This window comes from Acetobacter sicerae, assembly GCF_011516765.1.
Taxonomy (GTDB): Bacteria; Pseudomonadota; Alphaproteobacteria; order Acetobacterales; family Acetobacteraceae; genus Acetobacter; species Acetobacter sicerae.
On sequence record NZ_JAAABN010000007.1, the window covers coordinates 127,193 to 141,303 of the forward strand.

11 protein-coding genes are annotated in these 14,111 nt (G+C 56.3%); 8 read left to right on the forward strand and 3 right to left on the reverse strand.

What is annotated here, in order from left to right; all coding sequences use genetic code 11:
* The first annotated feature begins 60 nt into the window (after positions 1-60).
* Positions 61-1,461: a dihydropyrimidinase gene (gene hydA / locus GVI59_RS09760; protein WP_173574086.1), complete on the forward strand. Its 1,401-nt coding sequence runs from the start codon at positions 61-63 to the stop codon at positions 1,459-1,461.
* Positions 1,462-1,606: 145 nt separating this feature from the next.
* Here hydA and GVI59_RS09765 read toward each other — a convergent pair whose 3' ends face one another.
* Entirely contained in the window at positions 1,607-2,662 is a 1,056-nt protein-coding gene (locus GVI59_RS09765; protein ID WP_173574087.1) for a 2OG-Fe(II) oxygenase, read from the reverse strand.
* A gap of 308 nt (positions 2,663-2,970) precedes the next feature.
* On the opposite strand from GVI59_RS09765, the gene GVI59_RS09770 reads away from it, so the two are divergent.
* The 7 genes from GVI59_RS09770 (at position 2,971) to GVI59_RS09800 (ending at position 12,813) form a co-directional block, all read left to right on the forward strand.
* Entirely contained in the window at positions 2,971-5,292 is a 2,322-nt protein-coding gene (locus GVI59_RS09770; RefSeq protein ID WP_408736612.1) for a TonB-dependent receptor, read from the forward strand.
* A gap of 139 nt (positions 5,293-5,431) precedes the next feature.
* Positions 5,432-6,790: an NAD(P)-dependent oxidoreductase gene (locus GVI59_RS09775; RefSeq protein ID WP_408736609.1), complete on the forward strand. Its 1,359-nt coding sequence runs from the start codon at positions 5,432-5,434 to the stop codon at positions 6,788-6,790.
* 17 nt (positions 6,791-6,807) lie between these two features.
* Entirely contained in the window at positions 6,808-8,076 is a 1,269-nt protein-coding gene (preA, locus tag GVI59_RS09780; protein WP_173574089.1) for an NAD-dependent dihydropyrimidine dehydrogenase subunit PreA, read from the forward strand.
* 41 nt (positions 8,077-8,117) lie between these two features.
* A complete protein-coding gene (locus GVI59_RS09785) occupies positions 8,118-9,377 on the forward strand; it encodes an allantoate amidohydrolase (RefSeq protein WP_173574090.1) in 1,260 nt (419 codons plus the stop codon).
* A 193-nt stretch (positions 9,378-9,570) separates the two neighbouring features.
* The gene (gene proS, locus GVI59_RS09790; RefSeq protein WP_173574091.1) at positions 9,571-10,887 is read left to right on the forward strand and encodes a proline--tRNA ligase; all 1,317 of its coding nucleotides are present in this window, start codon (positions 9,571-9,573) and stop codon (positions 10,885-10,887) included.
* The gene (locus GVI59_RS09795) at positions 10,887-12,140 is read left to right on the forward strand and encodes a lipoprotein-releasing ABC transporter permease subunit (RefSeq protein ID WP_173574092.1); all 1,254 of its coding nucleotides are present in this window, start codon (positions 10,887-10,889) and stop codon (positions 12,138-12,140) included. The genes proS and GVI59_RS09795 overlap by 1 nt, the downstream gene beginning before the upstream one ends.
* A complete protein-coding gene (locus tag GVI59_RS09800; protein ID WP_173574093.1) occupies positions 12,133-12,813 on the forward strand; it encodes an ABC transporter ATP-binding protein in 681 nt (226 codons plus the stop codon). Before GVI59_RS09795 ends, GVI59_RS09800 begins: the two co-directional genes overlap by 8 nt.
* A 103-nt stretch (positions 12,814-12,916) precedes the next feature.
* On the opposite strand, the gene fliP is transcribed toward GVI59_RS09800, so the two are convergent.
* The gene (gene fliP / locus GVI59_RS09805; protein WP_242013044.1) at positions 12,917-13,711 is read right to left on the reverse strand and encodes a flagellar type III secretion system pore protein FliP; all 795 of its coding nucleotides are present in this window, start codon (positions 13,709-13,711) and stop codon (positions 12,917-12,919) included.
* Positions 13,708-13,989: a flagellar biosynthetic protein FliO gene (locus GVI59_RS09810; protein ID WP_232878011.1), complete on the reverse strand. Its 282-nt coding sequence runs from the start codon at positions 13,987-13,989 to the stop codon at positions 13,708-13,710. Before GVI59_RS09810 ends, fliP begins: the two co-directional genes overlap by 4 nt.
* Between the last annotated feature and the right edge of the window lie 122 nt (positions 13,990-14,111).

A 14,111-nucleotide genomic window follows, 5' to 3' on the forward strand; every position in this document is an offset into this window, starting at 1 on the left:
ACGGTTTCGACATGAAATGTGGAGAAATCCACGATTCCTGGAATAATGAAGGACGCGCTCATGCTGCATATCAGAGGCGGTGACGTTGTAACGGCGGAACGCACCATGCGGGCCGATGTGCTGTGTGGCGACGATGGGCGGATTCTTCAGGTCGGACCGGATCTGGAAACACCTGCTGGCTGTGACGTGGTGGACGCTGGCGGCCTGCTGGTCATGCCGGGAGGGATAGACCCGCATACGCATATGGAAATGCCTTTCATGGGAACCATTGCGACGGATGATTTCTTCACTGGAACGGCTGCCGGTCTGGCTGGTGGTACAACCAGCATCATTGATTTCGTGATCCCCGGCTCGGGGCGTGGGCTGCTGGATTCATGGAAGGCGTGGCGCGAAAAGGCGACGAAAGCGGCGTCTGACTGCGGTTTTCATGTCGCCATCACGGAGTGGAACGATCAGGTGCACCGCGACATGGGCACGCTGGTTGAAGAGTGCGGCGTCAACTCCTTCAAGCATTTCATGGCCTACAAGAATGCCCTTATGGTCGAGGATGACACGCTGCTTCGGTCCATGAAGCGTGCGTCGGAACTGGGCGCGATTTGTACCGTTCATGCGGAGAATGGCGATGCCGTCGCCTATCTCCAGCAGGATCTTCTGGCTCAGGGACGGACTGGACCGGAGGCGCATCCCGTGTCGCGTCCACCGGAAGTGGAGGGGGAAGCCGCCCAGCGCGCCATTACGCTGGCGGGTCTGCTGGGTGTGCCCGTCTATATTGTTCATGTCTCGACGGAGCAGGCGGCGAAAGCGATCGCTGATGCCCGCATGAGAGGACAGGAAGTGTATGGCGAAGTCCTGCCCCAGCATCTTGTGTTTGACGAAAGCGTTTATGAATCGTCGGACTGGCTGAAGGCGGCGCGCTATGTGATGAGCCCGCCTTTCCGTCCACGTCATCATCAGTCATCGCTGTGGGGTGGTCTTATGTCTGGTCAGTTGCATACGACGGCAACGGATCACTGCTGTTTCTGCGCGGGCCAGAAAGAAGCGGGGCTAAAAGATTTCACGCGCATTCCCAACGGAACGCCGGGGATCGAGGATCGAATGAGTGTGCTGTGGCACTATGGAGTGAAAAAAGGTCGCCTGTCGCCAGAAAATTTCGTGGCTCTGACTTCAGCCAACACGGCACGGATTTTCAATATCTATCCGCAGAAAGGGACGATCGTGCCGGGAGCCGATGCCGACATTGTCCTGTGGGATCCGGATGCAGAGCGAACCATTTCGGCTGCGACGCATCATCAGAACGTCGATTACAATATCTTTGAAGGTATGACGCTGACCGGTCTGGCTCAGACCACGATCAGCAATGGAAAAATCGTCTGGCAGGATGGTGATTTGCGGGCGGTCAAAGGGGCAGGGCGTTATCTCAGCCGTTCGGCTCTGAAACGTGCGCCGCGGAAGCCTCTTTAAAAATATACCGGCTTATTTTGAAAAGGCATTGTGAGTTTCGGACTTCGTTGCGCGGTTCACAAGGGAGTTCGGTATTTGGGAAGCTGCCTCGTCTGTGAACAGAAGAGGCAGAAATCTGTGCGTCGATACTGTTTGGAAAACAATTCTATTTCCTGTTGGCGGATTTATGTTCCGTCATGCCTTCCTGACTGCGGGCATAGGCGAGCGAATCTTCGTTGAAGGCAAAGGGAAGGCATGCATAGCGCTTTCCTTCTGTGACAGGTCTGACGGCATGCATGAGTGCGCTGGAAAAGATGAGGGCGCCCCCGGCAGGTGGACAAAATCCCTGATCTGAAAATTCAGGAAAGACCAGTTCGCCACCTTTGAAATCCTTGTTCAGATTAAGGGAAATGGCAAAAAGTCTGTGAAACGCCCCTTTGACCGTATTGTCCCGGTGCGGTCCGAAACCGCCCAGTTCGGCGGCGTCATAACACCCGACGATCATGCGGTCCATGCCGGTGACGGTACATTGAAAACTCTTGCGGATTTCAGGAACGACACGTCGGATGATCCGGGCCTGCAAACCTCTGACCAGTGCTTCGTCGCGCAAAACGCAATCATGCCTGCGCTTGAAAGATTGGCTGACAGTCTGCACGGCTGCCCCTTCGCTGTTGCGGGTCAGGATGCCGGAGAAGTTCTGCGGCTGACTATGATAGTATGAAACAAGCGCCTGACAGAACTGTGGTTCAAGAACGCCATCAAGCATGAGAGCAGGGATGGGACCGTTCTGGAATCGGGGTGCATGATCCAGCCATTGGTTCAGGTATTTCGCGACTTCGGGACTGTCGGGCAGAACCTGTTTGATTCGGAGCATCGGGTCCACAAGAACCCAGAGCACTTGGTCACTGTCAACATTGTAAAGTCTGTGCACGCTCTGGTCATCGTCAAAGACAACGATGTTGTCTCTGCTAACGGGATCAGCACAGGAACTGCTCCTCCTCTCACTGCTTCCTGCAACACAGAAAATTTCCAGAATATTGTTCTTACGTTTCTCGGTAAGGCTGCTGAATGCTTCTGTGCCGAAAGCAGAGGGAGGAGACTGAACTGACGGCATGAAGATGAGCAGGCTATACCGCCCGGCAGCCATATCGAAACTATAGCGACCCCAGTCGGTGTCGGCTTTCTGTAGAAACAGGGGAGCAGGATCGCCGGGGAGGATCATAAGCAGAATTCTCTGATCACTGTTGATTATCGCTTATTATATTGAAAATGCTGATTATTCCATATTTTTTGTTGGGTTTCATTCCGTAGAAAAAAGGAGACATCAAAAAACTTAACCATCTGGTCGAAATTTCGTTGCGAATCCGGATCAAAAAATTATAGTTACTCAACGTCGATCACTTTTACGTTTCGATGCTGGAGCAGGAAAAGAATATGGTCCGAAAACGCCTTTCAGTTTTTCATTTCCTTCTGGCAGGGACGATCTGCGGGGAGACAATTCTGACTGAACAGGCGTCAGCGCGGGATACGATGTCTCCTGCAAAGACGACAAAAGCAGCCACAGGAAATGGCGTGGTAAAAAAGCCCGCAGTTTCCAGGCCGCGCTCGGTGAAAGCCAGCGGTCCGGGAGAGGCAATCCATGTGACAGGCCGCACGGCGTCCGCGCAGGGTGTGACGGGACGGCAGCCGGGTGGCGGTCTCATGCGTCTGGAAACGCGCGCCGGAACCATCCAGTCAGTGACACGGGATTTTATCGCCAAACAGCCACCGTCGGCCAACCCCGTGCAGGTATTGTCGCTGACACCAAGCGCCTTTGTCACGCTGACCGAACCCTACGGGATCGCCGGGGGTAATCTGACCCTGCGGGGATTGCCCGGGGATCATGTTGGCTGGATCTATAATGGCGCGCCGGTCAATGACGTGGGTGACGGCGGTTTTTATGCCAACCAGACATCGGATGGCGACAACCTGAAGTCGGTCTCTCTCACGCCGGGATCGGTCGATATTGATACGCCGAGCATCTCCGCTGCTGCGGGAGCGGCCTATGCGGAATTGATTGATCCCTCACACAAACGCGGTGGTTTTGTCGATTTTTCCTATGGTTCCTATGACATGCACAGAGAGTTCGTGCGGCTGGAAACTGGCGATATCGGCAAAACAGGTGTGCGTGCGTTTGCTTCATTCTCGAATACGGCGGCAGATAACTGGCGTGGTCCGGGCAAATTCACCCGTAAACATGTCGATTTCAAACTGATCAAGGATTTTACGCCGGAAAGCCGCTGGACAATCAACGCCAGCTATAATACCAACCAGTTGCAGCTTGATATGTATCCGACCAAGGATCAGTTCTCGCAATATGGCAAGAAACTCGATTACAGTTCCCGCTTCGATAAGAATGATCGGACGAATTACTACAAATACGGTCTGGATGCTTTCCAGAACCTTATTGCTTCCGCACCGCTTTCCCTGAAACTGGCGGACGGTCTCCGGTTTGACGATACGCCTTATCTCTGGTGGGGATCTGGCACCATTGGTGGCGTGAGCACGATTGAGGACGGTCAGACCTTTTCGGGCAATCAACCGGTGGACGTGAATGTCGCGAACGGCACAACCGTCTATTCACCGCTGTATTTCAGCTACCACAGAACCGGAAACAACGCGAAGGTAACATGGACCAAGGGGATCAATACCCTGACCTTTGGCTGGTGGTATGAATGGTCGCGCACCAATCAGGCCACTCCGGTATCCTACATCAATCAGAATGATGGTGGCCCTGCCAACATTTATGGTGATTATGGTCCCAACATCTATCGTCTGGCTAATGGCAAGAAGTGGTACCTCAACAATCACAACACGTTCACGCAGGTGAACATGCTTTACCTGGGTGACAGGCTGAAGCTCCTGCAGGACAAGCTGGAATTGCAGGCCGGTGTGCGTCTGGCGATGGTCAGCCGCAAGGTCAACAGTTATGTGCCCAATATTGTGCAGAATCGCGGGCAGAATGTGTTTGAACCTCTGCCGCAGTTCAGCGCCAGCTATACATTCAACTCCCACCACCAGTTGTATCTGCGGGGATCGACCAGCTTCAAGATGCCCAACAACAATACAATGTTCGAGCTGTATAATGTGAATGGCAGCATGTCGACAGCGCCTTCAGACAATGTGAAGCCGGAATATTCAATTAATGAAGAAATCGGCTACCGTTATCACGACGACATCTTTGTTGGTGATATTTCCTTCTTCAATTACAACTTTACAAATCGTCAGATGGCGGTCCTGAGTTATTTCGGCAGCGCGCCTATGGCGACAACAATGAATGTCGGTAACCAGACGTCACGAGGCGTGGATGTCCAGCTTGCGACACGTCCAATCTTTGGTCATTTCCGTCCCTATGTCAGCTTCGAATATCTTGATGCGACCGTGGACTCGGACATTCATTATCTGAACGATTACCTTCGCACCAAAGGCAAGCGGCCTGCGCAGACGCCGCACGAAATGGGCGCGCTTGGTGTCGACTGGGACAACGGCCATATATTCCTTGATCTCAACCTGAAATATGTTGGATCGCAGTACGCGACACTTCTCAATGATGAGAAACTGCATCCCTATATTTCCGACTCACTGACAGTTGGTTATCGTTTCTCCAATGTGTGGTATCTGCACTCGCCCCAGATTCAGCTCAATTTCCAGAATCTGGCGGGATCACTCTACAGAAATGGAGTCTATTCGATGACACCGTTCGCCCATCCCACCACCGGCGTGTATGGCACGCAGTATACGTCCGCTTCGGCTCCGACCTATACCCTTGCGCCGCCTCTTTCGGTTTCCTTTTCGATGTCCACCGGTTTCTGACTTTCCTTTCATGTTCAGGGAAGGCCCGTTAGCGAAAGCTGCCGGGCCTTTTTTATTCGATAAAAACCTGACTGAATGGTCAGAAAAACATTGCGTAAACGAATCATATTCGTCACGATCATGTTGAACAGGAATCTTGATGGATCAACAGCCAATGCCATCCCCCGATATCGCAACCGGCCGTCTGACTGAGCTGGAGCTCAATCACAATTTCTCCGATGCGCATCCGCCGCTGTCTCACGAACAGGCGTTGGTGGAAGCGGAGCGCTGCTTCTATTGCTATGACGCGCCGTGTATCGAGGCCTGTCCGACCAGCATCGATATTCCCCGTTTCATCCGGGCGATTGCGACGGACAACATGCAGGGATCGGCACGTACGATTCTGGACTCCAACATCCTTGGCGGCTCCTGCGCCCGGGTCTGCCCGACTGAAATTCTGTGTGAGCAGAAATGCGTGCACAACACGCTCGAAGAGGGGCGGCCGGTGCGGATTGGCCAGTTGCAGCGTCATGCGACTGACTGGCAGATGGAGCATGGAGGCCAGCCTTTCCGTCGCCAGCCGGAGACGGGCCGACGTGTGGCGATTGTTGGAGCTGGCCCTGCCGGTCTGGCGTGCGCTCATCGCCTGGCGATGTATGGCCATGACGTGGTGCTGTATGATCGTCATGCGAAAGCGGGTGGTCTGAATGAATATGGCGTTGCAGCCTACAAGCTTTCAGACGATTTCGCGCAGAAGGAAGTGGATTTCCTCCTTGCCATCGGCGGGATTTCGGTTGTTGGTGGCAGGACGCTGGGCGTCGATCTCAGTGTTGGAGACCTGAAACGTGACCATGACGCCGTGTTTCTTTCGATCGGTCTCACCGGTGTCCGGCAGTTGGAACTGGAAGGGGAGGCGCTCGACGGTGTTCAGGACGCCGTTTCCTTCATCGAAACGCTGCGCTCAATGCCGAAAACCGATGTTCCTGTCGGACGGCGTGTCGTGGTGATCGGAGGCGGCAACACCGCCGTCGATGCGGCGGTGCAGGCGCGTCGTCTGGGCGCGGATGAAGTGACGCTGGTTTATCGCCGTGGCGCGGAAAACATGTCGGCCACAGCAATCGAGCGGGAATGGGCGCAGACGAACGGTGTCACCGTGCGGTTGTGGGCGTCCCCCGTGGCGATCGTGCAGCAGGAGGGCGCGCTTGCAGGAGTTGAGTTTGCACGGGGTTCTCTGAATGAGTCTGGCAAGCCTGTCTATAACGCGGAAGACCGGTTCTTTATTCCTGCGGATATGGTGCTGAAGGCTGTCGGGCAGGTCTTCTGTCATGACCCGATCAGCGGCGAAGAAATTGCAATCGAAAATGGCCGTATCATGGTGGATGCTGATTATCGTACCAGCATGAAGGGCGTTTACGCGGGTGGAGACTGCACGCCGGGTGAAGACCTGACGGTCGCGGCGGTGCGGGACGGACGAGATGCGGCGGAAGCCATCAATGCTGCTCTTTCGAGCGTGGCATAAGAGAGGGGAACGGGAATATGGCTGACCTGACAACAGTTTTCGCGGGCATTCGCTCTCCCAATCCTTTCTGGCTCGCCTCCGCGCCGCCGACGGACAAGGAATACAACGTCCGTCGCGCTTTCGAGGCAGGGTGGGGTGGTGTCGTCTGGAAGACGCTTGGTGAAGATCCGCCGGTGGTAAATGTGAGTTCGCGTTATGGGTCGCTGGACTTCAACGGTGCACGCATGATCGGGCTGAACAATATCGAGCTGATTTCGGACAGACCGCTTGCAACCAATATTGCGGAAATAAAGGCCGTCAAAAGGGATTATCCGGATCGCGCTGTCATCGTCAGTCTGATGGTGCCCTGTGAAGAGGACAAGTGGAAAGCGATCCTTCCAATCGTTGAGGAAACGGGTGCAGACGGCATCGAACTGAATTTTGGCTGTCCGCACGGCATGTCCGAGCGGAACATGGGTGCTGCCGTGGGGCAGGTGCCTGAATATGTGGAAATGGTCACACGCTGGTGCAAGCAAAACACCCGCATGCCGGTGATTGTGAAACTGACCCCCAACATCACCAACATTCTTATGCCAGCTCGTGCTGCCAAACGCGGTGGTGCGGATGCGGTGTCACTCATCAACACGATTCAGTCCGTGATCGGCGTCGATCTGGACCAGATGGCGCCGATGCCGGTTGTCGGCGGCAAGGGCACGCATGGTGGGTATTGTGGACCGGCAGTGAAGCCGATTGCGCTGCGCATGATTGGTGAGATCGCGCGTGATCCGGAAATGGCCGGAATGCCGATTTCGGGGATTGGTGGCATCGGCTCCTGGCGTGATGCGGCTGAATTCCTGGCGATGGGATCAACCACGCTTCAGGTCTGCACGGCGGCGATGCATTACGGTTTCCGCATTGTCGAGGACATGGCGGATGGTCTCTCGGCATGGATGGACCAGAAAGGCTACAGCTCGATCGATGATGTTTCAGGGCGGGCGCTCAAGCAGTTCGTGCCGTGGAATCAGTTGAACATGAAGTTCAAGACCATCGCGAATATCGATCAGGATGCCTGCGTCAGTTGCGGCCTGTGTCACATCGCCTGTGAGGACACATCACATCAGGCGATTGCGAAAACGCGTGTCGACGGCGAGCGGCATTACGAAGTGATCGACGAGGAGTGCGTGGGATGTAATCTGTGCGCCCATGTCTGCCCGATCGATGGGTGCATCACGATGGAGCCACAGCCGGTTGAAGGCCATCTGACATGGCCGGAGCATCCCAATAATCCGCATCGTATCATGGCGTAACGGCCTGTTTCCTGATTTTAGTCTGAGCAAGGAGAAAGAGCGTGTCCCAGTCGGTCAAAGGCAGCAATCTCAGGGTCGATGGCAACGCCCTCTGGGTGGATCTGATGGAAACGGCCCGGTATGGCGGCACGCCGAAAGGAGGCATCCGTCGTCTTACTCTCACGGATGAAGACCGGCAGGTCCGGGACTGGTTCGTGCGCACCTGCTCAGATCTGGGTTGTGAAGTGTCCTTTGATTCCATGGGCAATCTCTTTGCCCGCCGTCCCGGACTGGACAATGCGCTGCCTCCCATCACCATGGGCAGCCATCTGGATACACAACCAACAGGCGGCAAGTTCGATGGTATTCTCGGCGTGCTCGGCGGTCTGTCCGTACTCCGTGCGCTGCACAATTCCGGTTACACGACGCGTCATCCTGTCGAGGTCATCAACTGGACCAATGAAGAAGGCTCACGCTTTTCTCCGCCGATGATGTGTTCCGGTGTTTTCGCGGGCATTTTCACGGAAGCGGAGGTGCTGGATAAGCGGGATCGCGCGGGTATCCGTTTTGGCGATGAACTGGACACGATTGGCTATCGCGGCAAGGAGCCTTGCGGCCAGCATCCGATCTCGGCCTATTTTGAACTGCATATCGAACAGGGACCGATTCTGGAGGCCGAGGACAAGACGATCGGCATCGTCACCGGCATTCAGGGCGCACGCTGGTATGAGGTGACTGTGCGCGGCAAGGATGCGCATGCGGGCTCGACGCCAATGCCGCTGCGTCATGACGCACTGGTTGCGTCCGCCGGGATGATCGTGGCGGTCAGTGAAGTGGCGAAGGCCCATGGGCCCAGCGCGGTGGGCACTGTGGGACTGCTCGAAAATCGTCCCAACAGCAGCAATGTCGTGCCGGGAGAGGTGTTCTTCACCATCGATATCCGCGATCCGAATGATGCCGTGGTCCTGCGCATGGAGGAGGAACTTCGCGGGAAGCTGGAGAAGATCGCGCAGGACAACAGTGTCGAACTGGACATCGTGCAGATCTGGGACGCGCCAGCGGTTCACTTCGATGCGGCTTGTGTCGGCATGGTGGAGGAAGCGGCGACGGAACATGGTTATAGCGCACGCCGGATCGTTTCCGGCCCCGGTCATGATGCCGGTTATGTGGCGAAGGTCGCACCGACGGCGATGATCTTTGTGCCCTGTAAGGACGGTCTCAGTCACAATGAGGAGGAGAGTATCCTGCAACATGACGCGGAGATGGGGGCAAACGTGCTGCTGGCGGCCGTGCTCAAGGCGGATCAGGCGTTCGATCAGTAAGGTAAACGGTAGTGTTTTCCATGAGGCCGGATGGGTGGGCAAACCTCACCCATCCGGCCTTTTCTGTCTGTAACGCCCATCAAACCGACGTTTTGACAGGGGAGGGGCTTGCATCCCGCGCCGGTGTGAGTGATCACGCAAGGGAACGACCGCTTCCGGTCAACAGTCTGTCCTGCAGGAACGAAAGCCCACCATGCGTCTGTCTCGCAGTTTTCTGCCTACCCTCAAGGAAACCCCGTCCGACGCCCAGATCGCGTCGCACAGGCTTATGCTCCGCGCCGGTCTCGTCCGGCAGACGGCTTCGGGCATTTACACCTGGCTTCCGGCTGGCCTGAAGGTTCTGCGCAATATCGCGAACATCGTGCGTGAAGAGCAGGACCGCGTCGGTGCGCAGGAAGTGCTGATGGCGACCATTCAGTCCGCCGATCTGTGGAAGCGCTCCGGACGGTATGACGCCTACGGTCCCGAGATGCTGCGTATCAAGGACCGTCACGAGCGCGAACTGCTCTATGGGCCGACCAATGAAGAGGTTATTACCGATGTCGTCGGGCAGGAACTGAAGTCCTACAAGGAACTGCCGCAAGTCCTCTATCAGATCCAGTGGAAGTTCCGCGACGAAATCCGTCCGCGTTTCGGTGTGATGCGCGGCCGTGAGTTCTATATGAAGGACGGTTACGGCTTCGACATCGACTACAAGGGCGCGGTCGATACCTATCGCAAGATGATGCTGTCCTATCTCCGGACGTTCCAGCGTCTCGGCGTCCGCGCCGTGCCGATGGTGGCTGACACCGGTCCGATCGGCGGTGATCTGAGCCACGAGTTCCTGATCCTCGCGCCGACTGGCGAGAGCGGTGTGTTCTATGACGGCGCGCTCGACACGCTCGACTGGCTGGCCGATCCGGTAGACGTGGAGAAGTCGGAAGACCTTGAGAAGTTCTTCAATAATGTCTCCTCGTACTACGCCGCCACTGACGAGAAGCACGACGAGAAGGCGTGGGAGTCCGTGCCCGCCGAGCGTCGTCGTGAAGGACGCGGCATCGAGGTCGCGCACATTTTCTATTTCGGCCAGAAATACACCAAGTCGATGGATATCACCGTTGCCGGTCCGGATGGCACGCCGGTTCACCCGGAAATGGGGTCCTATGGTATTGGCGTGTCGCGTCTGGTCGGCGCGATCATCGAGGCCAGCCATGACGAGGCAGGCATCATCTGGCCGGACAATGTCGCGCCGTTCAAGGCCGCGATCCTGAACCTGAAAGTCGGTGACGAGACCTGCGATACGCTGTGCGAGGCGCTCTACGCCAAGGCCCCGGAGCAGTTCCTTTACGATGATCGTTCCGACCGTGCTGGCGCCAAGTTCGCCGATGCCGACCTGATGGGCCATCCTTGGCAGATCATCGTCGGGCCGCGTGGCGCGAAGGAAGGCAAGGTCGAACTGAAACGTCGCGCCACAGGCGAGCGTTTCGAACTAACCGTCGATGAAGCTCTGGCGAAAGTCCTGAGCGCCTGATGTTCGGCTCCTTCGAGCGCGCCGTCGCAGGGCGGTATCTGCGGGCGAGAAAAGGCGAACGCTTCGTCTCTGTCATCGCCATCTTCTCGCTGGTGGGCATCTCACTCGGCGTTGCGACCCTCATCATCGTCATGGCGGTGATGAACGGGTTCCGCTCCGACCTGATGGGACGCATCCTCGGCCTGAATGGCGATCTTTCGCTCTACAGCGCCAGCGTCACGCGCTCGATTACGGATTATGATTCCATCGCTGGTGAAGTCCGGAAAGTTCCGGGCGTCGTCAGCGCCACACCGTTGCTGGAGGGGCAGGTGCTCCTCAGTGTCGGCAACTACAGTTCCGGTGGCGTCGTGCATGGCATGACGAAGCAGGGGTTGATGGACCTGAAGGAAGTCAGTTCATCGATCATTGCTGGTTCTCTCGATAATTTTCAGGGTGATGACGCGATTGCCGTTGGTGTCACGCTGGCGGATCGCTCGGGCCTGACCATCGGTTCCAAGATCACGCTGGTTTCGCCCAATGGCGCCGCCACTGCGTTTGGCACCGTGCCGCGCGTGCGGGCCTACAAGGTTGTGGCGATCTTTGATGCGGGCGTGAACGATTACAACGCGGGCTATGTTTTCCTCCCGCTTGAAGCCGCGCAGGTCTATTTCCAGCAGCCCCATGCCGTGACCCAGATACAGGTCATGACGACTGACGCGGAAAACGTGCAGCCGATCACGCGGGCCATCACGCAGACTCTGGATGATCCGCGTATCCGTGTGCTCGACTGGACGAAGAGCAACAATGCCTTCTTCGGCGCGGTGCAGGTCGAACAGAACGTCATGTTCCTGATTCTGACGTTGATTATTCTGGTTGCGGCATTCAACGTGATTTCGTCCCTCATCATGATGGTGAAGGACAAGACTGCCGATATTGCCGTGCTGCGGACGCTCGGTGCGACACGCGGTGCGATCATGCGCATCTTCCTGATGTGTGGCGCATCCGTGGGTGTCACCGGCACGGTGCTCGGTACGGTTCTCGGTGTTCTGTTCTGCGAAAACATCGAACGCATCCGTCAGCTTCTGCAGAAGCTGACGGGGACGAACCTGTTCAACCCGGAGGTCTATTACCTCGAGCACCTTCCGGCGAAGCTGGTCTGGGGGCAGGTGATCGAGATTATTGTCATGGCGCTGGGGCTGTCGCTTCTGGCGACGCTCTATCCATCATGGCGCGCGGCGAAGACAGATCCGGTGGAGGCGCTGCGTCATGGGTGAGGCTGTTCTGGCGCTGCGTGATATCACGCGTTCCTATGTCAGCGGGGACGAGACATTGCATGTCCTGCGCGGTGTGAATTTCGAACTCCGTGCAGGTGAAACGGTCGCGCTTGTTGCTCCATCCGGCACCGGAAAGTCCACATTGCTGCATATAGCAGGGCTGCTCGATCACCCGGACAGTGGCGTGATCGAGATCGCCGGCCGCGACGCCGGACGTCTGCCGGACAAGGACCGCACGGCTATCCGCTGTTCGGAAATTGGTTTCGTCTACCAGTTCCATCACCTGCTGGCCGAATTTACGGCGCGGGAAAATGTGGCGCTGCCGCAGATGATTGCCGGAACGTCTCCATCGGCCTCGCGTCGTCGGGCGGAGGAACTGCTAGGTCTGTTCGGACTGGGCCACCGATTGAATCACCTGCCGGGCAAGCTGTCCGGAGGTGAGCAGCAGCGTGTCGCCATTGCCCGCGCGCTGGCTAACGCTCCGTCGGTTCTGCTGGCGGATGAGCCAACCGGAAATCTTGATGTCTCGACAGCAGATAGCGTGTTCGGAGAACTGCTGCGTGTGGTGCGTGACACTGGCGTCGGTGCGTTGATTGCAACGCATAATGAAGAGCTTGCTGCACGCATGGACCGGGTAGTGACCCTGCGGGATGGTGTGCTGGTTGAAGGGTAACGGGCTGAATGGCTCACTCTTTCCCTGAAACGTCATTGAAAAGGTGAGTGTGTTGCAGAGTTATCCGCAACACACAGCGCGTTGATGAAATCCGGCTAACTCATTACCCACCAAAACTTCTTACCAGACTGCCTGCCGTTAATTGCCAGCCGTCGACCATTACGAAGAAGATGAGTTTGAACGGAAGTGAAATCGTCGTGGGGGGCAGCATCATCATGCCCAGACTCATGAGAACGGTTGAGACGACCAGATCAATCACGAGAAATGGCAGATAGAGCAAAAACCCCATTTCGAAGCCTCTGCGCAGTTCTCCAACCATGAAGGCAGGCATCAGAATACGCCATGGGGTATCAGCAGCGGTCTTTGGCGGCTCGACGTGGGCGAGACCGGAAAAGGTAGCCAGATCCGTGGATCGGGTGTTGTGAATCATGAAGGTCCGGAAAGGCTCCGCCGTCGCCTTGATACCATCCATTTCACTGATGGTGCCGTTGACGAGAGGTGAAATGCCGTCGTTCCAGGACTGTTCAAATACGGGCTGCATGACAAAAAAAGTAAGAAAGAGAGCCAATCCGATCAAAACCGTGTTTGGCGGTGTGCCCTGTGCTCCTATCGCGCCCCGCAACAGCGACAGGACAATGATGATTCGCGTGAAGGCGGTCACCATCACCAGAAGACTGGGAGCCAGAGAGATGACGGTGATCAGGGCGGAAAGCTGAACGAGACGTCCGGTTGTGCCGGGTCCTGCTTTCTGGCCCAGATCAAGACTGATGGCTTGGGCGTGGGCTGTGCTGGGCCAGACAGCAAGAAGCAGACCGCTCAGTAGGGCAACGCCGGCGAGAGAAAGAAACGTCAGAAGAATAGTGTTGCGGGTATAGGGAAGGCGTTGGGTACCCATCATGTTTCGTGCTCTTCCATGCTGGATAACGGGTAGGTTCCGCTGACAACGAGGTCATTGGGGCCACCGGTCAGGAGGAGAAAGCGCTGCCCTTCCCATGTGACCACGTTCAGCCGTCTTCTGGTGTCCAGAACCAGTGAGGATTCCACGGAAAGCGTGCCCGCACTGCGACGGTTCCCACTAAACCGCGCTGCAATTTTCCAGCCATTTCGACTGAGCAGAATCATGGCGAGCACGGCTATGAGAGCCAGCGTCACAGAGAGTGTATCGTAGAATCCCATACAGATAACGGTCCGTCGTCTAGGTTCCGGAAGTGTCTGATTTGGGCCCTGAAGATGAATCATTCCTTTACAGAAGATCATTTTCTTTCTGTGTAAACGAATGGTCCATTTGGAGGCGATAT

Coding starts and splice junctions, on each gene's coding strand:
- hydA (WP_173574086.1), top strand. CDS start 61: ATGCTGCATATCAGAGGCGGTGACGTTGTAACGGCGGAACGCACCATG.
- GVI59_RS09765 (WP_173574087.1), bottom strand. CDS start 2,662: ATGATCCTCCCCGGCGATCCTGCTCCCCTGTTTCTACAGAAAGCCGAC.
- GVI59_RS09770 (WP_408736612.1), top strand. CDS start 2,971: ATGTCTCCTGCAAAGACGACAAAAGCAGCCACAGGAAATGGCGTGGTA.
- GVI59_RS09775 (WP_408736609.1), top strand. CDS start 5,432: ATGGATCAACAGCCAATGCCATCCCCCGATATCGCAACCGGCCGTCTG.
- preA (WP_173574089.1), top strand. CDS start 6,808: ATGGCTGACCTGACAACAGTTTTCGCGGGCATTCGCTCTCCCAATCCT.
- proS (WP_173574091.1), top strand. CDS start 9,571: ATGCGTCTGTCTCGCAGTTTTCTGCCTACCCTCAAGGAAACCCCGTCC.
- GVI59_RS09795 (WP_173574092.1), top strand. CDS start 10,887: ATGTTCGGCTCCTTCGAGCGCGCCGTCGCAGGGCGGTATCTGCGGGCG.
- GVI59_RS09800 (WP_173574093.1), top strand. CDS start 12,133: ATGGGTGAGGCTGTTCTGGCGCTGCGTGATATCACGCGTTCCTATGTC.
- fliP (WP_242013044.1), bottom strand. CDS start 13,711: ATGATGGGTACCCAACGCCTTCCCTATACCCGCAACACTATTCTTCTG.
- GVI59_RS09810 (WP_232878011.1), bottom strand. CDS start 13,989: ATGGGATTCTACGATACACTCTCTGTGACGCTGGCTCTCATAGCCGTG.